Source organism: Bacillus sp. FSL L8-0152 (genome assembly GCF_038006365.1).
GTDB classification, from domain to species: Bacteria; Bacillota; Bacilli; order Bacillales; family Bacillaceae_G; genus Bacillus_A; species Bacillus_A cereus.
This window is the reverse complement of sequence record NZ_JBBOVB010000001.1, coordinates 949698-971956: the sequence shown is the minus strand read 5'-3', so window position 1 is coordinate 971956 and position 22259 is coordinate 949698. Positions and strand designations below refer to the sequence as shown.

The window sequence follows — 22259 nt, the reverse complement described above, 5'->3', positions numbered from 1 at the left end:
AGTAACAATAAATTAAATCTCGTTAAAACAAAAAGGAGATGTCCCAGGCATGGTACTAGGACATCTCCTTTACTTATCTAAATTTCTAAATTCTATACCGCACTATTAATTAGACAATTATTAAATATATCTTCTATCTAAAACATCGTATTATCATTAGCTGCTTCACTTGGAATCTCTTGAATTACATCCCAGTGTTCGACAATCTTTCCATCCTTGATACGAAATATATCCACTATAGCAACTCCCTTATCTTGAGAATTAGTACGAGAGTGTACATGAAGAGCAACTGTATCCCCTTCAGCTACTACACGTTTAATCTCTGCAGAGGAATTAGGATTTTTAACAAAATCCTCCTTAAAGAAATCCATGAAGGCTTTTCGTCCATCAGCAACAAAAGGATTATGTTGCTTATAATCTTCACTAACATATTTAGGGATAATATCGATATTATGTTTGTTAAAAACTTCATTATAGAAATCAACTACCATCTTTTTATTCTTTTCATTTTCTTTCACTTCTTTTGATACAGAAGCAACATTCTCGCTCTTTATTGCGTTCCCTTTGTTATTACCGGTGGAAGCTTGATATACCAAAGTCGAAACTGCTCCTAAAATAAATACAGAAATAATTGTTATGATTAAACTTTTCTCTAATTTCATATATACCTACCTCTTCTACTTAAATAAGTTTTCTTCTATAAAAAGTTTGAAGAAGGAGAAACCTTCCCCAAAATGTAATGTCAGGGGTAATGTTAGGAATTTCATTTATCCTAGCCCCCCTATACAAGACATATTAGAAACGATTAACTCTAACTTAATACCTCATTAACAGTTGCACTGTCCACAATTTGAATAAACTTCTTAACCTTATCGTTCTCATCAAACTTATAAAGATGACAAAAATCTGCTACAAATGACTTACCTGTAGCTTTATATGTTCCACTATATTTTCCATACACAATAACAGTATTGTTATTAAAAGTATAAATTTCATCTTTAGCGCTATAGTCATCCCATTCCGTGCCAAGACGTTCATGTACGTTTTTCACTACTTCATCTGGACCTATATAAGTACCTGCATATGGAAACCCAGCAGCTTCTGTCCAAGATACATTTTCACTTAAATACGTTTTGAACGCATCCAATTTCCCTTCGCCAGTTAACACATACGTTTCATGTAATAGTTTTTGATATTTATTCATATCATTAACCCCAAGGCATTTCTTTTGTTACAACTTTTGCACTTAATTCTAATACACCTTTATTTGCATAGTCTGGATATACTGCTTCAAGTTTTGCCACAAAATCTTTTGAAGTTCCACTTTCCTCAGAAGCTTGAATCGCAGTTCTTAGATAATCCATTGTCGCAGTAAGTGCTTGATTATTTAGGGATTTTTCGATTGATCCATGGCTAGGTACAATTATGTCAGCATGTAATGCTTGTAATACTTTCAAGTTCTCAATCCACGCCTCCATAGCCGCTTTTGAGCTAGTATCCGCTAAGAATACATGTATTTCGTTAAATACATCAATACCACCAATTAATACTTTTAGTTCTTTATTAAATAGGCTAGTTCTGTAATGATCTAAGCCTACTAGTTCAAATGTTAACCCCTGAAAATCAATCGCTTTTTCTTTAAACACTTGAGGTAATACCACGTTACTTGGTGCATTTTCTCCAAGGGCGTCTTTCCAAACTTTTAATTTTCCTAAGACAGAATGAACGATATGTTCAACAGTAGACTCTGTTGCATACGCTATAGCTTCTGGGTAAACAGCTTTAATGCTCTCTAATCCAAAGTAGTAGTCTGGATCCCCATGAATAATAAAGATTTTATCTAAAGATAAGTCGTTTTTTTTCAGATACTCAACAATTTCTTTCGAATCAGATTGAGTAAATTTTGAGTTTATTAAAAATGCATGTCCTGCTTTCTCAACTAATGTTGCTGTGACCATAAAGCTTTTTTCATCCGAACTAAACACCGTTAATTTCACATCTTGTTGATTTGTATCGATTGTTTTAAACATAGTATGTTATTCTCCTTTTGTTAAAGTTATTAACTAATTATCATATTTTTATCTTGTTCCGATAAAGTGAAACTTTAATCAGTGGGGGTTTTGTTCATCCCCCACTGATTATTAGTTGAACCAATCGGACTTTTACGGACAGTTGATCCCCCACCTAACTTCTTTGCTTCCACTGAATTTTGAGGTGGGGGTCTTACTGCCCGTTAAAGCGGGATAAAATCTCCCACTCCCATTTATCTGAAAGTGTAATAGTACTGGCGAATATTCCGGAGATGAATGTCAGGTGGCCTAAGATAACATGTTTGCTACTATATCCTAAATTTTCTTAATATAAATTTTTAAAACGCGCTTCAATTTTATCCGGCGTCATTACGCCACCACCAATAGGAATAATTTGATTATCCTTTTGTAAAAGTAAGGAAGGATAGCTATTAACACCAAGCTGTCGAACTTTATTGAAATCATTTTGGACATCTATTATTGTTTCTTGAGCGTTTAAACGTTCTAATACTTGTTCAGGGTCCAAACCATGCTCGATTGCAATCTTGCGATATGTTTCAGGATCACTCAGACTTTGACCCTCATAATAAAACGCTTTTTGCATAGCCGAAGTGAATTCTAACAAACGTTCTGGCGCTAATGAGCGTAAAGCTGAAAAACCAATTGCAGCATCTTTCGAATTCATTTTAAAAGTCCCTTCCTCCACCAATTTTTGATATGAAGGACCAAATTCAGCACCTGTAAGTTGATTAATTCTTTTATTTCCTTCTTCTATATATGAGAAGTTTTTCATTGGTAAATTATCTAAAAATAACCCTCCACATAAAACCGTTAATGGCACTTCAGTGTGGTTTTTGTAAAATCCTTTAATACTTTCTGAAAAACCATAGCACCATCCACAATATGCATCCCATACGTAAATAAGGTTACCTTGTTTCGTCTCCATTTAAATCTCCTACCTTTTTTTTATTATCCAGCTCAACTAAATTTTTGGTTTATATAAGTACATCTTTTTATACCTTGTTCTTTTTTAGATACCTTACTATATTTCCCCAAAACTAATATTTCCAAAGAAAGATCCTCCAAGGTTTTTTACAAAAGATAACATTGCACCTTATTGCCCCGTAACAGAAAATACTAAAGCTTAGAATATGCATTGATTTGAATGTGTTAGTAACTTTCTACACCGGGTGGCAACGTATGGACCACCATCCTTAATTAAATATATAAATCATATTTTTAGCAGATATTAGTTGTAACTAAATTGATTACATCTTTATGTAACTATTTTAGTTACAACTAATATAGAAGTCAATTCTTTTTTTCGAAAACATTAAATTTCTACATTAATCTACAACCAATCCCACTCTTTAAAAAAATATATCAACGATTATTCGATTATATCGATCGTAACTCCGAATATATCAACGTTTCGACACAACATATCGATTTACCGACAAATTTCGAGCGCGTTATCTCCTAAACTAACAACCAATCCCACATCACGTTCACCTACAAAGAAAAAAAGCACCAGGTCCCCCCTAGTGCTCTCCCCCTAAAACAAATGACAAGCCACCTGATGCCCCTTCGCAATCTCCACCATCTTCGGTACTTCCTGCGCGCATTTTTCAGTGGCGAATTTGCAGCGCGTTCTGAATTTGCAGCCGGATGGTGAGTTTAGTGGGCTTGGTACTTCTCCCTCTAGGATGATCCGTTCTTTGCCTGTGTTTGTTGGATCTGGTTCTGGCATAGATGAGAGTAGTGCTTGTGTGTATGGATGTGCCGGTTTTGTGTATAGGTCTTCACTATCGGCAATTTCTACTATGTTTCCTAGGTACATGACTCCAATTCGGTCTGATATGTGCCTTACCATAGATAGGTCATGTGCGATGAATAAGTATGTGACTCCTGTTTCTTCTTGAATGTCTTGCAGCATGTTTACGACTTGTGCTTGGACTGAGACATCGAGTGCTGAGATTGGTTCGTCACATAGGATAAAGTCTGGTTTTACAGATAGTGCGCGCGCGATGCTAATGCGCTGGCGCTGGCCTCCACTAAATTCGTGCGGGTAGCGATATAAGTGTTCTTCTTTTAATCCTACCTTTTTCAGAAGGTCTAAAATGATTTCTTTTTGTTCTTCTTTTTCGTAAGATCCGTGAATGTTCATTGGCTCGCTAATAATTTGGAATACATTCATTGCCGGGTTTAATGATGCGTATGGATCTTGGAAAATAATTTGCATTCGTTTTCTATATTCTTTTAGTTCACTTTCTTTTAAACTTGCGATATCTTTTCCGTCGAATAAAACGTTACCTGAAGTGACATCGTGTAAACGAATGATGCTTCTTCCTGTCGTTGATTTTCCGCAACCTGATTCTCCTACTAATCCGAATGTTTCACCTTTTTTAATGGTGAAGCTAAGGTCATCGACTGCTTTTAATTGCTCTGTTTTTCTGCCAAATAGTCCTTTTTTAATAGGAAAATACTTTTTTAAGTTCCGAACTTCAATTAAGTTTTCTTTATGCATGGAAATCACCTACCGCCCTATCATTTAACCAACACATGGAACGTCTTTCGTTTCCGATTTCAAAATATGGTGGACGTTCTTTTTCACAAATATCCATCGCATGCGGGCAACGCTCTGCGAATGGGCAACCTTGTGGCGGGTTTAATAAGTTTGGTGTTACACCTTGAATAGGAGCGAGTCTTTCTTTTACGCCGTTCGCTATTTTTGGCAGAGAGTTTAATAGCCCTTTCGTATATGGATGATTCGGCGATTGGAAAATATCAAGTACAGGTCCTTCTTCCATAATAAGCCCGCCGTACATAACGATGACGCGCGTACAGTTTTGCGCGACAATTCCTAAGTCATGCGTAATAAGAAGTAACGCCATATTCGTTTCGTTCTTTAAGTTTTTCATTAAATCTAGTATTTGCGCCTGTATCGTTACATCAAGTGCAGTCGTCGGCTCGTCCGCAATAAGAAGGTCAGGGTTGCAAGACATCGCCATTGCGATCATAACTCGCTGCTTCATACCACCGCTTAGTTCATGCGGATATTGTTTTACCCTTTCTTCTGGCGACGAAAGGCCGACTTGTTTTAACAAGTTAATCGCGATCTGCTCTGCTTCTTTCTTTTTCACTTTTTGATGACGTATAATTACTTCCATCATTTGTTTCCCAATTTTCACGACCGGATTTAGCGCTGACATTGGGTCTTGAGAGATAAGTGAAATTTGATTTCCTCTAATAGAACGCAATTCTTTTTCAGATTTAGAAAGTATGTTTTCATTATGAAAAAGGATTTCCCCTTCTTTCACTTTTCCTGGTGACGTAACGAGAGACATAACAGACTTCGCCATTACACTCTTCCCGCTTCCAGATTCCCCAACGATACCGACTACTTCTCCTTTATTTAAGCGAAATGTAACGCCGCGAACCGCTTCAACTTCGCCACTTTCTATGAAAAAAGAAGTCTTTAAATTTTTCACTTCTAGTAGTTTTTCAGACACGCTTCTCACTCCTTTCACTTAACACTTTAGTTTTCATGTCCGGCTCCTTTTGGTGCGAAAGCTTTCTTCAATGCTTCACCAATTACGTTAAAACTAAGTACCGTTAAAAGGATAAGGAATCCTGGGAATAGTGTTAAATACCAAGCTTCACCAATATATCCTTGCGCATTGTTTAGCATGCTGCCCCAAGAAGAATCTGGTTCTCTAATACCTAAACCTAAGAAACTAAGTGATGATTCCATTAAAATCGATGTCGCAATCGTTAATGTCGCGGCGATAATAATGGTTGATAAAATGTTAGGAATGATATGTCTTACAATAATCATAAGTGATTTTTGTCCTGATACTTTTGCGTATAAAACGTACTCACGCTCTTTTACAGATAACGTTTCTGCCCTTACAATGCGCGCGGTGTCCATCCATGTTAGTAATCCGATAATAAGAACTAACGTCGTAATTCCTGGTTTTAAATACGCATTTAATAGTAGCATTAAAAAGAATGATGGAATTGACATAAGCACTTCAACAACTCGCATTAAAAAGTTGTCTAACTTTCCGCCAAAATATCCGCTAATTGTTCCAACTGCGGTACCGATTGTAATAGAAACAACCATCGCAAGAAAACCGACCGCAAGTGAAACTCGTCCGCCATATAACGCTCTCGTTAAGTAATCCCTTCCGTAATCATCCGTTCCGAAAGGATGACTCATACTTGGTTCTTGTAAGCGATCTGGAATCGACATTTTGCTAGGATCGTACGGCGATACGAATGCGAAAATTGATGCGACCGTTAAAATCGCAAGTATAATAACTCCCATTGCAACAAACTTATTTTTCGTAAAGCTATGTTTTATCGTTTGAAATCTCCTATTATTCATTCCAAATCACCCCCTCATTCGAATGCGCGGATCTACTACGCCATATAAAATATCAGCAATTAAGTTACCGAGAATTAACATGAATGATGATAGTAATGTAATTGCCATGATAATCGGATAATCAAATCTAAAAATAGCATTTACCCCAAGTGAACCAAGACCCGGCCATGAAAATACTGTTTCCGTAATAAATGCTCCGCCTACTAAACTTGGAATCGATAATCCGAAAATTGTAATGATTGGTATTAATACATTTCGAAGTACGTGATTAAATAAAACCGTTTTCTTTGAAGCACCGTACGCATATTGAATTTGTACATATTCTTCTTCTAATTGCTGAATCGTACTTGAACGAATATATCTCATATAAACAGATACGTTTTGGAACGCTAACACCATACAAGGTAAAATGCCGTGTTGCACAATATCCCAGACAGAATCTTTACCTACGGTGCGCATACCCATACTCGGAAGTAGGTTCAATTTTAAAGAGAATAAGTAGACTAACAGTAGTGCAAACCAGAAAACCGGCATAGAAATACCAACGTATGAAATAAAGTTTACAATGCGGTCAAAGAATGAATTCTTTTTCACACCTGTAAATAGTCCAAGCGGTATTGCGATTACGAATGAGACGAGTAAAGATGATCCCATTAATCCAATTGTTGCAGGTAATCTTTCTGTGATAAGTTCCAAAACAGGACGATGATTTTGAAGTGAGTAACCAAAGTTTCCTGTTAAAATATTTTTTAACCATAAAAAATACTGCACGTAAATTGGTTGATCTAGTCCTAAACTTTTACGAATACGCTCAACATCAATTGGACTCATGTTTGGCGTAACAAAGTTTCGAACCGGATCCCCCGGCGCTAGTTTTATTAATAGAAAAGAAATAATAGAAATAACAAATAAAAGCGGAATTGCATTTAAAAGCCTCTTCGCAATTACTTTATACACAAACTTCCCCCCTCAAGCTAAAGAAGCTGATTTCCACCAGCTTCTTTATTGTTTCTTATTTCACTTCATAAATCTTAGATAGATCTTCAAACATTGTGACAGGAATTGCTTTCGCTTCTTTTAATCCATCAAACTTTTTATCTACTGCAATAACTGCTTTCGGATACGCGATTGGTAGATAAGGTACGTCTTCTCTAGCTGTCTCTTGAATTTTATGGTATAGCTCTGCGCGTTTTGTTTTATCTGTTTCAACTGCAGCTTCTTCCCATAACTTATCGAAATCAGCGTTTTTATATCGTGCATAATTGTATTCAGCATTACTTAAGAATAAGCTCTTATATGAATCTGGCTCAGGTCCCATTATGTAACCACCAAATGTAATATCATATTCTTTATTCTCTTTATCTAAGCCTTTTTCACTTGCCGCACTAGCATCTAATGCATTTAGTTCAACTTCTAAGCCAACTTCTTTTAATTTTTGTTGTGTATATAACGCTAAGCTTTCCATAATTTTATTATTCGTTACATACATCACACGTACTTTTTCCTTATCTTTCACGCCAGCTTTTGCTAATAAATCTTTCGCTTCTTTTTTATCATACTTATAGTCTTTAATATCTTTCGCATAATACATAGCGTCTGGCGTTAAGATTGAATTTGCTGGTTCTGCAAATTCACCTGAAACGAATGCTGAGTTAATCATTTCTTTCTTATCTAACGCATGTGCAATTGCTTGGCGCACTTCTTTTTTCTTCATAAGATCAGTATTCATGTTATAAGATAAGTAGAATAATCTACCTTCAGGGAATGTCACCATTGAGAAGTTCCCAGTGCTATCTAATTTCTTAAAGTCTTGCGGCTCAATCATCTTCATGTTGATTTGACCATTTTGCAGTGAAACATTTGCTGTATTACGGTCTTTTACAACTCGGTATACGATAGAGTCTAATTTAGCTTTCCCACCTACATAATCATCAAATCGATCTAATGCAACGTACTCATCTGATTTATACTCTTTAAACTTAAACGGCCCTGATCCTACAGGTTGTAAGTTTTTCTTACTCTTCGCTAAATCTGCTTCCCCTTCAAATACATGTTTCGGAATTGGGAAGAAATCATTCATCACACCTTCGAAAGATGCGCTTACTTGTGGTAAAACGAATTGAGTTGTTAACTCATCTACCTTTTTCACCTCAAGCGGCTTTCCTTTAAAAATAAAGTTTTCACGACTTGAGCTATTTTGCTTCTCATCTAAAATAGATTGGAATGTAAATGCTATATCGTCTGATGTAATTTTCTTACCATCATGCCATTTCAAATTATCTTTTAATTTCAATGTCCACGTTAATTGATCTTCTGAAGGCGTAAAGCTCTCAGCAAGAACAAACTTTTTCTTACCGTCTTCCATATGATATAGCGGCGCATATAAAGCTTGCTGCACAGTTAATGACACACGATCATTCGCATAAAGCGGATTCATCGTATCTGGATTATCGCTAACACCAATCGTTAACGCCCCTCCGTCTTTCGGAGTCCCTGATTTACTAGTTCCTGCTTGCTTCGAATTTTTTTCCCCTGAACAAGCAGCTAATGCAATAAATAATAGTAGGACAAATGGTAATACAAACAACTTCTTCTTCATATTTCGACCCCTCTCGACTATTTACACCTATAAGAAAACTCGGAATTAATACCGAGTTTTCTTATAGGTTTTAAATTACCACTACCGGTATGTATTGTCAAACTTTTTCGCAAAGGTAGAAAGTTTGTAATCTATTAATGCATTCTTGCGATAAACTATATTTATGCGGAGGAGAAAATAAAAAGACCACGAATAAGTAGCCTCATAAAATGAGTTAAAAAACTATCAACTTACAGAAAATCCCTCTAAAATGATTGTTTTATATGATCTAAAATGTAAAATGAAATTAAAGACAAAAAACACATTTAGGAGGTTATCATGACATTTGATGAATTGAAAAAAAATAAACCAACAACCTCATGGGTTGAGTATGATGAAGATGGGGAATTTTTTACTGAAGAAAATATAAGTGCAACAAATACAGTTCTTGACACTTACATTAACAATTTACAGCGATTAGGAGAGAATCCAACCGAAGTCGAAGTAATGCAAGTTGTTAAAGAGATAGTTATTAAATTAAATGAATTAAATATCGAACATGACCATTTTATCGAAACAATGGAAAGAGAAGATCTCTATGAATTTATCGATACAGCAGCACGAATAGCTGGCTTAGAATCCGAGGAAGATATAACAGAAGAATGGCGTGAATGGTAAAAAGTTGCACCTCTAATAATTAGAGGTGCAACTTTTTTCATATACCAATCGAATGAATGATTTGATGTCCGCGCAGAATTAATATATTTCAACATAATATTAAAAGGCTTCAATTATAAATACTAGCACACCCATCCCGACAAAAAAGACCACCAAAAGGCAGTCTCAAAACTCAATCTTATTCCCCATCCCTTGCTCCACCGCTTTCTCATACAAATACTTCGCAACGATAATATCTACTACCGCTAAACCAACTGATTTGAAAATAGTAATCTCTTCATCATTTTCGCGTCCAGCTTTTTCTTTGCTTATAATTTGACCAAGTTCAGCGTGAATGGCGTTTGCTTTGAATAGACCCTCTTTTATCGGAACTTGAAGGTCTCCTGTTTCGTCTAGTGCTGCTTCTTTTGATTCGACTACTACTTTGTTTGCGCTTGTGATGGCGTGTGAGGGTAGTTCTTGCATGCTCGGTCTGAATGAGCCGACGGCGTTTACGTGGACGCCTTTTTGTAGTTTTTCTGAGAAGACTGGTGTGGTTGCGTTCGTAGTTGTGACGATGATGTCTGCTTCACGTACTGCTTCATTTGGATCCCTGTGAACGTAAGCAGGTTTACCAAATTTCTCTTGTATATATTGCGCAAATGCATACGCTTTTTCTTCTGTGCGATTGTATAAGATGACTTTTTCGATATCTCTAACCGCAAATATTGCTTCGGCAATTCCTTTCGCTTGTTCACCCGTGCCGATAATGCATAAGGTTTTTGCGTTATGACGAGCTAAATATTTTGTCGCTACTCCTGATAAGGCGCCTGTTCGGATCATCGTTAAGTACGATCCTTCTAGAAGTGCGAGCGGTTCTCCCGTTTGAAAGTCTGATAGCATCACAATCCCATTGATCGTTTTCTTTCCTATCTGTTTATTTTGCGGGACTACCGTTACTATTTTTACTCCAAGTGCCTCAAGTCCTTCCGCTACTGAAGGCATAATTAATGCCGTATTTTTCTCGTTCGCAAATGGTAATGAGCCTCTTATTGGTGTAATCGTTCTTTCTGCGGAAAATTCTTTTAAAGCAAGCGCCGCGTATTCAATAACTTCATTCATATTTACTAAGTTTCTTTGTTCGTTCGCGCTTATAACTAGCATATCTTTCCACCTCCTCCTTCTATCCTAACAAAAATCCCCGTTTCAAATCATCTCTCGGGTCTACAACGAACTGATGAAATCCTGTAATAAAGGCATGCCCGGTTACTTTTGGAACAACAGCTTCATATGTATCTACTGCGGTTACCGACAATACTTCCCCCTCGAATTTCCCGTCAGTAATGCATTCATGGACGAAAATTTCTCCCTTTTGTAAAGCATCTTTTTCAAAAAGAGTTGCGATTCTTGCGGAAGTTCCTGTACCGCAAGGAGAACGATCTACTTGCCCATCAGCAAAGATTGTTACATTTCGTAAAGTTGCGTCTTCCCCTTTCGGTTCATCTGAAAAGATAACGCCGTATATTCCTTTCAATCCTTCTTCAAGTGGATGTTTCACTTCCATTTTGCTCTCTATATAATGTTTAATTTTACCGCCCCACGTTTGAATAGCGGGCAAGTCTTTAAAATCAACTTTCAAACCAAATTCTTTACAGTCTACAACAGCGTAAAATGCTCCTCCAAACGCGATATCTACTTGAAATTCATAGTTATCTATTTTAATAGGAACGTCTTTTTTGTATACAAATGAAGGAACATTTTCAAATGATACAGATTCTACTTCACTCCCGTTATATTTTGCATACGCAATAACTTCTCCGGCTGGGCTATCAATAATGAACTTTTGTTTTTCACCCTTTACTTCAAACATGCCTGTTTCAATTCCAACTGTAATGACAGCAATAATGCCATGACCACACATCGTACTCCATCCTTCATTGTGCATAAATAAAACACCAAAATCAGCGTGGGCACTTGCTGGCGGTGTAATGATACAACCGTACATTCCGTGATGCCCTCTCGGTTCATACATCAGAATTTCACGAAGGTAATCCAAATGTTCCATACAGTATGCGCGTCTTTCCAGCTGCGTTTCCCCTTTTATTTCTGGCACGCCGCCCATAATAATTCGAAGCGGTTCCCCAGCTACGTGTGCATCAATCGTTGTATATATTTTACTAACCTTCATTTCTATCTCTCCCCTATACGTTGATACTATTTCCAACGCAAGTATCATGCCAAATCGTATAGCATTACTTTTTTCAAATCCCCTCAGTAATGTGTATTCTTTTTTCAACAAATTCATATACAACTGTCTACTTTTTTATACACGGCTTGGATGTTACGTTATAAAACACCTCGATAACTTTGCAATTCCTCTCGTACACACATGTAGGATTCCTTTTACCATTATTATTTTCAATGTAAAGTTACTTCGTCCCCCAACATATACTGTTCAAAAGCAAAAAGGAAGTGATCCCATGTATTACGGAACAAAGGGCTGGTACGTAGCTGAACTAAAAAAATTAGGTGTGCGCTACCATGAAGGAAGAAAACTAGAAAGTTACCGCGGACACATATTACGCAATTTATTAATCGCACAACAAGAAAAATTAAAAGAACAGTAACATTCTAATGTAACGCTATCGGCGATTTGCCATGGAATATCGACTTACCGACAAATTCCGCTAATTCATCTATCTACACCACCAACCAATCACACATCAAACTACAATAGAAAAAGGTCACCCAAACGGGTGACCTTTCTCTTTCTATTCACAAACAAGAATTTGTCTAGTAAATGATCCTTTTCTTGTAATACAGCGATCTGCAATTTCAAATCCTGCTTCATGGATCATGTCGTCCATTGTCTCCATCGTTACAACGACTACCTTTTTAGCGATGCGGCGCGCACTTGAAAGAATGGAGAGCTGGTCTTCTGGTGTGGCATGCGTAAATAAGTCGTACGGCATATCGATAATGGCAACGTCATAGTTCTCAGTAATTTCCTCGATCGGACCTTTTGTTACTGTTCCTTCAAATCCGAAATGTGCGATATTTTTTCTCGTTCCAAGAACTACAAGTGGATTTATATCTCTACCAACGATGTTAATCCCCATAGAAAGTGCTTCTACTACTACTGTTCCAATACCGCAGCACGGGTCAATTGCTCGTACTCCATCTGGATTTGGTACAGCGATATTTGCAACCGATCTCGCAACACGTGTGCTAAGTGATGTCGAATAACTATGCGGTTTTTTTATGTGATGATACCAAACTGGTTCGCTTTCTACATAGTGCCCGAAGTACCAGCGTCCTCCAAGAGGAACAATCCCGAATACACGCTCTGGATTACGAACATCCGCTTCTCCTTCAATATGCATGCCAAGGTCTCGTTCAATAAGACGTCTTTCTCCATATTCAATTTTATTTTCTCCAACGAGGTCATTGATTTTAACGAAGATAACTTTAAACGACGCCCCCGCTAAATCAATTTGTTCCACTTGTTTTAAAATGCTTTCTAAGTCGTCCCCTTCATACATAACCTCAACGCGCTCTTTCATAAACGCACTTCTACTCGGGTCAATTTTTACATCACTTTTTAAAATATTAACGTGCGACTCCATTCCAAAGAACGAGCGCATTTCCAAGTAACATAAAGCACGCTCCTCCTCACGAAATGCATACGTATATATACAGGCAGGTGTTTTACTATGATTATTCAATCTATTATCATCCTCTATCGTTTAAAATTGTTATGATTACAATTACTCAAATACTTTTTTGTATATAAAATTAAATGATATCATATGCCGGAAATAAAGAGAAACGTTAATAAATAAAAGAGACTGCCAATGGCAATCTCTTATTATTTATTAACGGAAAGAAGACACGTTGTTACCCATTTCTTCATAGTAATCTAAAATACCTTGATAAATAGCTTCCGCTGCATTTTGTCTTTGCGCTGGTGTAGCTATTTTATCTGCATCACTTTTATTATCTACAAATGCTAATTCTGCTAATACAGCTGGCATTGTATTTTCTCTAATTACGTATAAATCGCCTTTTTTCACACCACGATCTTTTGTTCCCAGTGCATCTACAAGACGCTCTTGAATTTTTTCTGCTAGTAAACGACTTTCTGATACGTTAGGATTTGTTCCTCTTGCTGTCGCTGATTCATAGTAGAATGTTTCTGTACCTTGTCCATTTTTCTCTTCCGTGCCATTACCATGAATACTTACAAAAATATCCCCATTATTTTTTTGAGCAAATTCTACACGTTTCTTTAAAGAATCAGAAGCACTTGTTCCTGGACGTGTATCATCTGTACGAGTGAATAACACAGTAAATGGTGTCTTTTTCTCAAATATTTTCTGTAATCGTAATGATACATCTAATACAGTTTCACTTTCTTTCTCATAATAACCTGGATTACCTGAATCTGCTCCACCATGACCTGGATCAATAATAATCGCTTTTCCTTCTAAGAAATTCCCTTGCTTCACTGGATTTAATTGATTTTTATTAACCCATTGGAAACCAGCGCCCATGCGGATACGAATCCAGCTGCCGTTCTCTTCAATAACAGTTACTTGCTGTGCGTTATGTGTTCCCATTACTTTTGATGAAGAAGAAGCTTCTGCATAAGTAGTGAATCCTTCATTAATAACTTCTGTTTTCTCTACTAAAGGTGTCCATTTATCACCGTTACTTGTTGCAATTTTGATCCATCCATCTCGTTCTTCTTTAATTTCAACCGTTTGTGGGTTATGCTGATTCGCACTAATCCCAGAACTTAATGATGGTGCGTGATATGTAATGAATTTTCTATCTATGTACATTTTCTTTGTTTCTACTGGACGATCACTATTCTTGCTAAATTTATCTGTTTGCGCAGTAAGCTGAGCTGCTTGTTCACGCGTAATAGAATCATTCGGTTTCCAGCCATTCTCTGTACCTAAAGAAAGTTTTAATTCTACTAAAATATTAACTTCTTCTTTACCCCAATGATTCTCTAAATCAGCGAATTTTGTAGGAACTGGTCCTGTTACTTTGCTTTTCAGATTATATGCTCTTACAAGCATAGCTGCCATTTCAGCACGGGTTACTTTTCCTTCAGGATCAAATACTCCTGGTTCTCGCCCTTTAATAATATTCTCTTTTTCCATGGCTGCAATAAATGAAGCTGCCCAATTATTTTTTGCATCATTATAAGACGGCTTTGCATTCGGATCTACTTTAGCACCAATTGCTGTTGCGATAATCTTTGCTGCCTGGGCACGTGTTAAATTTCCGTATGGCATAAAGTTACCATCTGGCATACCGTTAATTACATTTCTCTCTACTAAATAATAAATTGCGTCTTTCGACCACGCACTATCTGAAACATCAGGAAATTTCTTCGTTTCTGCTAAACTACTAATTGGATGTGCTAGTAAATTTGCTGCTAATAAACCTGCGGCTATTGCTTTGTACTTCATGAAAAATAAATCTCCTCTCAAAACTTCATATTCATACAATTTTTTTATTCAAGCTAACTAAAAAATATTAACTATTAATTAATTCCTTTCATAGTGTATAACATTATATATCTATAGTAAATACGTTTCCGGCCTTATAACAAAAATCGCATATATATAACTTATAATGAATGTATATAAAATAAAACTTTAATCAACCCACAAATAGCAGGATAAAAAAACGATTAGGACATGTCTCCTAATCGCTTCGCCAAATAAAAAGCTGATTAAAAATATTATTTTTTATCAGCTCTCTATTATCTATGAAATTATTCTTCAATTAAATTAGACATTACATATGCATACACTAATGCTTCTGTATGCGCAATAGAACTTTCATGTGTACGTTCAAATGCGTGAGAAGAATCAATACCCGCTCCAATTAAAGCATGTTTCACATCAAATCCCGCGCGAATCGCAGCTGATGCATCAGATCCGTAGTATGGATAGATATCTACTTTATATTCAATATGATTCGTTTTCGCAAGCTCTACTAAATGTTTACGCAGTGCGTAATGATACGGGCCGCTAGAGTCTTTTGCACAAATAGATACTGTATATTCATCAGATGTTTGTCCATCACCTAACGCTCCCATATCAACTGCTAAGTATTCAACAGTTTCTTCTGGAATGTTAGAATTACCACCGTATCCAATCTCTTCATTATTAGAAATTAAGAAATGCGTCGTATATGGTAATGTTACGTTTTCATCTTGTAATCTTTTAATTAATTTTAATAAAATCGCAACACTTACTTTGTCATCTAAATGACGTGATTTTATGTATCCACTCTCTGTAATTTGAACGCGCGGATCAAATGAAACGAAGTCTCCTACTTCAATTCCTAATTCGCGTACTTCATCAGCTGAAAATACGCGCTCATCAATACGAACTTCAATATTTTTCTCATCGCGTTTTGCTTCACCTGCATCTTTATATACATGTACAGATGTTTGATGCATTAAAATCGTTCCTGTATACGTCTTGCCACTTGATGTTTCAATTTCGCAATATTCCCCTTCTACAGAGTTCCAGCGAAATCCACCAATCATAGAAAGACTCAGGCGACCATCAGGCTTAATTTCTTTCACCATCGCACCTAACGTATCAACGTGTGCCGTTAATAAGCGGTGCTGCGCATCATTCTTCCCTTTTACCGTTAAAATAAGAGCGCCTTTATTGTTACGCTTCGTTTCTACGTTCCACTCACTGACATAGTTTTCAATGAAATTAATAATTTTTGCTGTATTTCCAGATGGACTCGGAATAGAGACAAGCTCCTTAATCAGTTCCATCGTTTCTTTCGTATGATGTGCCATTGTCGTTTCCTCCTCATTTTCTCTACTATTCAGTATACAAAATTCGCCAGAAAACCTCTACTTATATAGCTTAATTTTCTAAATTGTAGTAAAATTCTTTTTAGTATACAAAAGGAGTCCTGAAATATGAATATATCAAAAAAATATATACACATTGCACTCATTTGGTTTTTAGCATCATTATTTTGTTTACAAATCTCTTATGCCATTCATACTACTACTTCTATTACAATCGGCTGGATATTAACAGCTATCTTCTTCATTATTAGCTTCATTGCAACAAAAAAGCATAGCGTTACTCATTAACGCTATGCTTTTCCTATAAAACTATTCTTCTGAAACGTCTAATAAATAAATACCTCTTTCAAATCCACCGCGCTCTACTTCTTTTTTCTTACGAAGGCGTTCCACATCTTCAATCGATGCACCTTCTGCACGTGCTAATGAAATGATAACTTCTAGCGCATCCGCAAGAGAATCTAGCGCATGTTCGCGTTCTTTCATAGAAGCAAATTCACGAATTTCTTCTGTTCCAATTTTCGCTAAAGCTTGTATGTATGCTTGACCTGTTAATTTTTGTGCTGTATACGTTTTTCCAGACATTAAAATCTTCTCTGGAACACGATCTCTTACTAACTTGTTATATGCTGACATCATTCATCCTCCTATATTTAATAACATCCGAGCTCTGCTTTATAGAAAAACCATTTTTTCTTCACGCACGCACTTAACATATCAATTCCTGATCCATGTGCTCTTACATGTGGAAAGAAATAGTGCTCTAAGTCTTCGTCCTTACCATATAGAGTTTGATACTCATCTGGAATCGCTTCTTTTTTCACATCTTTTTCTTTCGTCACCCCGTCAGAAAATGCAACACTTGGATGTCCCTCAAAAAACAACGCAGTCCGAACTGCCAAAGATGGTGTACTATGCAAAGCAGAATATGTAAGCAAAATAATAGTGATAACACCGATCATTTTCTTCATGTATTACTCCTTAAAAAAAGTGCTAACACAATTATACTAAAATGTGTTAGCACTTTCTCCCCTTTATCCCGAATTAACGAGCTAATAATCAGTGAGGAATGGACAAACTTTATTCCCCTTTAAATGCTGGTAAACGTTTCTCTAAAAACGCAGCAATTCCTTCCTTATGATCCGCTGTTTGTCTCATTGCATATTGACCACGCTTTTCTAATTGCAATGTTTGCTCTAAATTAGAGCGATTTACTTCACATAAAATTTGCTTCGTTTGAATCATTGCTTTAATCGGTTTTTGTGACCATTCATTAATTTTTTGCTTCACAGCCGTTTGGAAATCTTCGCCGATTACTTCATCAATTAAGCCGATATCAAGCGCTTCGCTCGCCGATAATTTCTTGCCTTCCCAAATAATTTGCTTCGTCATATTTTCACCGACGCGCTTTTGAAGGAAGAAATGACCGCCTCCATCTGGAATTAAAGCGATTCCAATAAAGTTCATCGCAATAACAGATGATATATCCGCCATTACATAATCAGCTGTTAACGCAATACTTAACCCAAGACCTGCAGTTGGTCCATGAATTGCACTAATAACAAGCTTTGGCATCGTATATAACGTCACGACAACTTCAGAAATAGTATTCATAATGCCATCAAACTTACTTTCATCATTACTTGAAAGCATCGATTTAATATCCCCACCCGCAGAAAAACCACGGCCGTTCCCGCATAACACAACGATATGCGCAGAACTTTCCGCTACTTCTTTCAACTTTTGTAATAACTCTTTTAATGTCGGCTCATCTAACGCATTTAACACCTCTGGGCGATTGACCATAACCGTTGCAACGTGGCCTTCATATTTCACAACGACAGATTCTGTTTTACTTGTTATTTCCATTATATATACCCCTCTTTTCTCCATAAAGATTATACTTATATAATTATAGAGAACCATTGAAAAATCCTTCTTTTTTCTCAATTTTCTGTCTAATAATCTCGCAATTTGTACATATACCGTATAAAACATACAATTCCGTTGAAAAATATAGAAATTAAAGTCGGTTTATCCATGCTTTTCATCTATTTACCATTACAATGAAATGGTGTATTCTTAAGTTTGATAAAAAAACAAATATTGAAATTCATTCGCCTTACTATGTAAAAAAGGCTTTATACCCATCTTTTGGGTGTTGTAATAAAGGAATGAAGAACTGGAGGAACATATGGTTAATAAGTTGAAACAAACGGATAACTACTTCCCACATTTCCTATTGCTATTCATTGTGTTTCAACCAATTTTAGATTTATTAACATCTTTTTCAATCTATATACTACACATGAGCGCAACAGTTGGAGTTGTAGTCCGTTTCGCCTTTATGCTTCTTGCATTAGGATACCTACTTCTTCATCACAAACAACAAGATGCGAAAAAGTACATCCTCTATTTATGTTTACTCGGAATCGCACTCGCAATCGGTCTTGTAAATAATATGATGGTTAAATCTCCATTTTCATTTGGAGAAGAAGTTAAATTCATTTTAAAGAGCATATATCCAATTGTGCTACTGTTTGGATATATTATCGCCTTTAAAGAGCTAAAAAATAAAGAGTATGTATTTCATAAAATCATTACATATTTCTTATATGCAACTTTAATTTTAAGCATCACAATGATTGTCGCAATGCAAACTGGAACGGATTTCCCAAGCTATCCTCATTCAAAAATCGGTTCAAGAGGTTGGTTCTTCGCTGGAAATGATTTAAGTTCTCTTTTCGCCATTATGTTCCCAATCATTGTCTTATATTCGATTCATAAAACAACTTCTTTCTCGAAAATATATTACTGGATTCCAACAATACTTGCGATGTATGCAAGTATTATGGTCGGAACGAAAGTCGGATATGGCGCAATTGTTATTACATTAGGCGTAGCACTTTTCTTCTCATTCATTGAATATATGATAAATCGTAAAAAAGAAGGAAAAGGATTCACACATATTGTAAATACCGTTGTTGCCGCAGTTATACTAGGAGGTTTAATTGCTCTTACACCGCATACTCCTATCGCAAAAAATATGGGCATTCACATGCAAATATACGAATACAAAAAATCAGTACAAGAAGAAAAAGATCGAAAAGAAGGAAAAGTAATTAAAGAAGATCCAGAAGATGCAAAAAAACATGCAAAAGGTGAACTTACAGATTCTGAAATGAAAAGTTTGATTTACAGTGATCGCGACAAATTCTTAAAAACATACAAACAGTACTATAAAGACGCACCGCTTTCACAAAAACTATTCGGAATGGGTTACGCTGGTAACTACACAGATAAAATTAAATTAATTGAAATGGACTTCCATGACCTATTTTTCGCCTTTGGAATTGTCGGTTTCCTTATTTACTTAATACCACTTCTATACTTTGGTATTAAATTATTCATCCGCATGATCACAAACTTTAAGAAAATCATGACCGTAAAGTATATGCTATTAGCGAGCACACTCATTCTATCACTTGGCATTGGCTTTATATCTGGCCACGTATTAACAGCGCCAGCCGTTAGTATTTTCTTCATTGTTATTCTCGCTTATATCATTGTTGATTTTGAAATTGAATAAAGTGAAACTTTAATCAGTGGGGGTTTTGTTCATCCCCCACTGATTATTAGTTGAACCAATCGGGCTTTTACGGGCAGTTCATCCCCCACCTAACTTCCTTGCTTCCACTGAATTTTGAGGTGGGGGATTACTGCCCGTTAATGCGGGATAAAAAGAAGGTGCTACGAAATATTAGTAGCACCTTCTTTTTTATTTAATTAATGTTTTACGTACTCTAAGCTTTCTTTTGCGATATACGCTTCTGTTACAGTAGGGTTATCTGAAATAACTTTAACCCAAGCTTTTCCATTTATTATTTCTTCACCAGTAACTGTGACAACTGCATTTGTATTTAAACGATACAGTCGCTCATTTGATATACTAGGATTCTTTTTCACTTCCACGTTATTCATCACACGTGCAAGTTTATACTTGTTGTATTCTTTTTTACCCAAATAAGAATCAAAACGGTTCATGTGCCCCGCTACTTTTTTACCCCAGTTCGCATCAGATGCATATTTTGCATTTAAACCAGCAGCTTTATCACCTGTATATGTTGCTGTATAACGCCAATGTCCTGGATTTAAATATCCTTCATTCATGTATAATTTTGCTGCATGTTCAATACAATCTTCTTTTGAATTGAATGCTTCTCCGTTACCATATGGACTATCGTCTGTTGCTTTTAAACCAAATAAATTATTTTTGTCTTTTGCAAGAGCGCTTGTTCCATAATAACTTTCATGAATTGCTAATGAATATAAGAATAATGCATTTACATTATACTTGCTTTCTACTTCTTTAAATTTCTTTCCTAAACCAATTAATGGAGAGTCTGGCTTAATCGATTTCACATAACTATCTAGTTGTTCAGCTGTATAATCTGTTTTCGAACGTAATGATAAATAATTGAAATATTGATAGAAAGTTTCGTCTCCGAATGTCTTTCCATCTACACTATACATTTGCTGTCCTTGCTTCATGAAAGAAGGTGCCACACCATATCTAAATTCTGTATATCCAGGTGAACTTGTATTATATGTATAATATTTATGGTATAAATATCCATCTGATTTCACATAATAAGACGACTGTTTCATTTCATTTGTAGGAATTAAAGTGATTTCATTCTTCTTCACATAACCTGTCAAACCAGAAAGTTGAACTTTCACACGATCTTCGCCAACTTCTAACACTTTCAATTCTGTTCCATACTGAATATACGTATATACTGTTGACAAATTCTCATCATAAATATTAATGATGTTTTGCCCAGTTATTCTTTTCGCACTTGCAAAACCATCTTTAATCCATAAAAATTCGTTCTCGTATTTTACCGCATTCATACCTTTATTTTGAGCAGCCGTAACCGCTTCTTTATACGTATTATAGCGCTCTACTTCTTGCTCTGTTCCGTTTTCTCTTACATTTGTCACAACATATTTCTTAGTTTCTACAGGATTGCTATTTCCGTTTTTTTCAATCGTCTGAAGCATACGATCCAACATAGCTGAAGCCATCCCTCTTGTAGCTGATAAATGTGGTCTAAATGTATTATCTTCTGGATACCCTTTAATAATTTGAGTAGCCACCATAACTTGCACATGCTCTTTATAGTTAATACTATCTTTATCAGTAAAGGTAAGCGGACTTACAGCTACTTTAATATTTTTATAGTCTAACGCTCGCTTTACCATTATCGACATTTCTTCACGTGTAATCACATCATTTGGTGAGAATGTCTCGTTCGTACGACCATTAATAATTTTCGCTCCATATGCTCTACTTACACCATCATATAAACCGTAAGTCTTCGGCACATCCTCGAAATTCGAATCAGCTTTCGGTAAATTTAAAGCCCTTGCTATGAATGTAGCAAACTCTGCTCTTGTTACTAATTTATCAGGCGCATATACATTGTCTCCATACCCCATTAAAACTCCTTTAGTAATAAGTGAGCGCATATGCGTCTCAAACATATGTCCTGTAATATCATCATTTGCCGCATAACTTGAAATAGGAGTTAAAAGTAATGATCCCGTTAATGCCACTGCTGTTATACCTTTTGAAAAAGTCTTCAAGGTTATCCTCCTCGTAATCTACGAATTTATTATCACAAATTTGATTATATAATACTCACAATCATTTTAGCATAATAAATAGGAATTAAAATAAAA

22 protein-coding genes are annotated in these 22259 nt (G+C 36.0%); 4 read left to right on the top strand and 18 right to left on the bottom strand.

Annotated elements, in window-relative coordinates; genetic code table 11:
- Positions 1 to 137 precede the first annotated feature (137 nt).
- The 9 genes from MHH27_RS05020 to MHH27_RS04980 all read right to left on the bottom strand — a co-directional run bounded on the left by MHH27_RS05020 (position 138) and on the right by MHH27_RS04980 (position 9019).
- Positions 138 to 662, bottom strand: a complete 525-nt coding sequence (locus MHH27_RS05020; RefSeq protein ID WP_098251234.1) for a nuclear transport factor 2 family protein — start codon at positions 660 to 662, stop codon at positions 138 to 140.
- A 149-nt stretch (positions 663 to 811) separates the two neighbouring features.
- The gene (locus tag MHH27_RS05015) at positions 812 to 1204 is read right to left on the bottom strand and encodes a nuclear transport factor 2 family protein (protein ID WP_001046367.1); all 393 of its coding nucleotides are present in this window, start codon (positions 1202 to 1204) and stop codon (positions 812 to 814) included.
- A 4-nt stretch (positions 1205 to 1208) separates the two neighbouring features.
- Positions 1209 to 2030, bottom strand: a complete 822-nt coding sequence (locus tag MHH27_RS05010; protein WP_098251233.1) for a cytoplasmic protein — start codon at positions 2028 to 2030, stop codon at positions 1209 to 1211.
- Between the two features lie 325 nt (positions 2031 to 2355).
- A complete protein-coding gene (locus tag MHH27_RS05005; protein ID WP_340941793.1) occupies positions 2356 to 2976 on the bottom strand; it encodes a DsbA family protein in 621 nt (206 codons plus the stop codon).
- 609 nt (positions 2977 to 3585) lie between these two features.
- Positions 3586 to 4557 (bottom strand): ABC transporter ATP-binding protein, encoded by a 972-nt coding sequence (locus MHH27_RS05000; RefSeq protein ID WP_065228377.1) that lies wholly within the window; start codon positions 4555 to 4557, stop codon positions 3586 to 3588.
- A complete protein-coding gene (locus MHH27_RS04995; protein ID WP_003312720.1) occupies positions 4550 to 5542 on the bottom strand; it encodes an ABC transporter ATP-binding protein in 993 nt (330 codons plus the stop codon). Before MHH27_RS04995 ends, MHH27_RS05000 begins: the two co-directional genes overlap by 8 nt.
- 26 nt (positions 5543 to 5568) lie before the next feature.
- Positions 5569 to 6420 (bottom strand): ABC transporter permease, encoded by an 852-nt coding sequence (locus tag MHH27_RS04990; protein WP_001065278.1) that lies wholly within the window; start codon positions 6418 to 6420, stop codon positions 5569 to 5571.
- A 6-nt stretch (positions 6421 to 6426) separates the two neighbouring features.
- On the bottom strand, positions 6427 to 7377 hold the full coding sequence (locus MHH27_RS04985; protein WP_000278778.1) for an ABC transporter permease: 951 nt from the start codon (positions 7375 to 7377) through the stop codon (positions 6427 to 6429).
- A gap of 55 nt (positions 7378 to 7432) precedes the next feature.
- Complete coding sequence (locus tag MHH27_RS04980; protein ID WP_000727719.1) at positions 7433 to 9019, bottom strand: ABC transporter substrate-binding protein; 1587 nt, start codon at positions 9017 to 9019, stop codon at positions 7433 to 7435.
- A 318-nt stretch (positions 9020 to 9337) separates the two neighbouring features.
- Here MHH27_RS04980 and MHH27_RS04975 point away from each other — a divergent pair, with 318 nt between their 5' ends.
- Positions 9338 to 9676: a hypothetical protein gene (locus MHH27_RS04975; RefSeq protein ID WP_340941789.1), complete on the top strand. Its 339-nt coding sequence runs from the start codon at positions 9338 to 9340 to the stop codon at positions 9674 to 9676.
- Positions 9677 to 9841: 165 nt separating this feature from the next.
- Here MHH27_RS04975 and MHH27_RS04970 read toward each other — a convergent pair whose 3' ends face one another.
- Both MHH27_RS04970 and MHH27_RS04965 read right to left on the bottom strand, forming a co-directional pair.
- Positions 9842 to 10819, bottom strand: a complete 978-nt coding sequence (locus MHH27_RS04970; protein WP_098566618.1) for an ornithine cyclodeaminase family protein — start codon at positions 10817 to 10819, stop codon at positions 9842 to 9844.
- A 19-nt stretch (positions 10820 to 10838) separates the two neighbouring features.
- Positions 10839 to 11891: a proline racemase family protein gene (locus MHH27_RS04965; RefSeq protein ID WP_141541688.1), complete on the bottom strand. Its 1053-nt coding sequence runs from the start codon at positions 11889 to 11891 to the stop codon at positions 10839 to 10841.
- A gap of 160 nt (positions 11892 to 12051) precedes the next feature.
- On the opposite strand from MHH27_RS04965, the gene MHH27_RS04960 reads away from it, so the two are divergent.
- A complete protein-coding gene (locus MHH27_RS04960; RefSeq protein ID WP_100910561.1) occupies positions 12052 to 12282 on the top strand; it encodes a YflJ family protein in 231 nt (76 codons plus the stop codon).
- Positions 12283 to 12426: 144 nt separating this feature from the next.
- On the opposite strand, the gene MHH27_RS04955 is transcribed toward MHH27_RS04960, so the two are convergent.
- The 3 genes from MHH27_RS04955 to MHH27_RS04945 form a co-directional block, all read right to left on the bottom strand.
- Positions 12427 to 13380 carry a TRM11 family SAM-dependent methyltransferase gene (locus MHH27_RS04955; protein WP_098251226.1) on the bottom strand — a complete coding sequence of 318 codons (954 nt, stop codon included), beginning with the start codon at positions 13378 to 13380 and terminating at the stop codon, positions 12427 to 12429.
- Positions 13381 to 13530: 150 nt separating this feature from the next.
- Positions 13531 to 15138, bottom strand: coding sequence for an N-acetylmuramoyl-L-alanine amidase (locus MHH27_RS04950; protein WP_000875328.1), 1608 nt, complete (start codon positions 15136 to 15138; stop codon positions 13531 to 13533).
- A gap of 308 nt (positions 15139 to 15446) precedes the next feature.
- Positions 15447 to 16496 (bottom strand): M42 family metallopeptidase, encoded by a 1050-nt coding sequence (locus MHH27_RS04945; protein WP_000930086.1) that lies wholly within the window; start codon positions 16494 to 16496, stop codon positions 15447 to 15449.
- A gap of 126 nt (positions 16497 to 16622) precedes the next feature.
- Between MHH27_RS04945 and MHH27_RS04940 the strand changes: the two genes are divergently transcribed.
- Entirely contained in the window at positions 16623 to 16802 is a 180-nt protein-coding gene (locus tag MHH27_RS04940; protein ID WP_001027083.1) for a hypothetical protein, read from the top strand.
- 21 nt (positions 16803 to 16823) lie between these two features.
- On the opposite strand, the gene MHH27_RS04935 is transcribed toward MHH27_RS04940, so the two are convergent.
- The 3 genes from MHH27_RS04935 to MHH27_RS04925 all read right to left on the bottom strand — a co-directional run bounded on the left by MHH27_RS04935 (position 16824) and on the right by MHH27_RS04925 (position 18407).
- Positions 16824 to 17150 carry a nucleoside triphosphate pyrophosphohydrolase gene (locus MHH27_RS04935; RefSeq protein WP_001277348.1) on the bottom strand — a complete coding sequence of 109 codons (327 nt, stop codon included), beginning with the start codon at positions 17148 to 17150 and terminating at the stop codon, positions 16824 to 16826.
- A 17-nt stretch (positions 17151 to 17167) separates the two neighbouring features.
- Positions 17168 to 17485 (bottom strand): hypothetical protein, encoded by a 318-nt coding sequence (locus MHH27_RS04930; protein ID WP_000738198.1) that lies wholly within the window; start codon positions 17483 to 17485, stop codon positions 17168 to 17170.
- A 109-nt stretch (positions 17486 to 17594) separates the two neighbouring features.
- A complete protein-coding gene (locus MHH27_RS04925) occupies positions 17595 to 18407 on the bottom strand; it encodes an enoyl-CoA hydratase (RefSeq protein WP_003269647.1) in 813 nt (270 codons plus the stop codon).
- Between the two features lie 301 nt (positions 18408 to 18708).
- Here MHH27_RS04925 and MHH27_RS04920 point away from each other — a divergent pair, with 301 nt between their 5' ends.
- Complete coding sequence (locus MHH27_RS04920) at positions 18709 to 20103, top strand: O-antigen ligase family protein (protein ID WP_098566616.1); 1395 nt, start codon at positions 18709 to 18711, stop codon at positions 20101 to 20103.
- 197 nt (positions 20104 to 20300) lie between these two features.
- Here the strand turns inward: MHH27_RS04920 and MHH27_RS04915 are convergent, their stop codons facing one another.
- Positions 20301 to 22163, bottom strand: coding sequence for an S-layer homology domain-containing protein (locus tag MHH27_RS04915; protein ID WP_000847495.1), 1863 nt, complete (start codon positions 22161 to 22163; stop codon positions 20301 to 20303).
- Between the last annotated feature and the right edge of the window lie 96 nt (positions 22164 to 22259).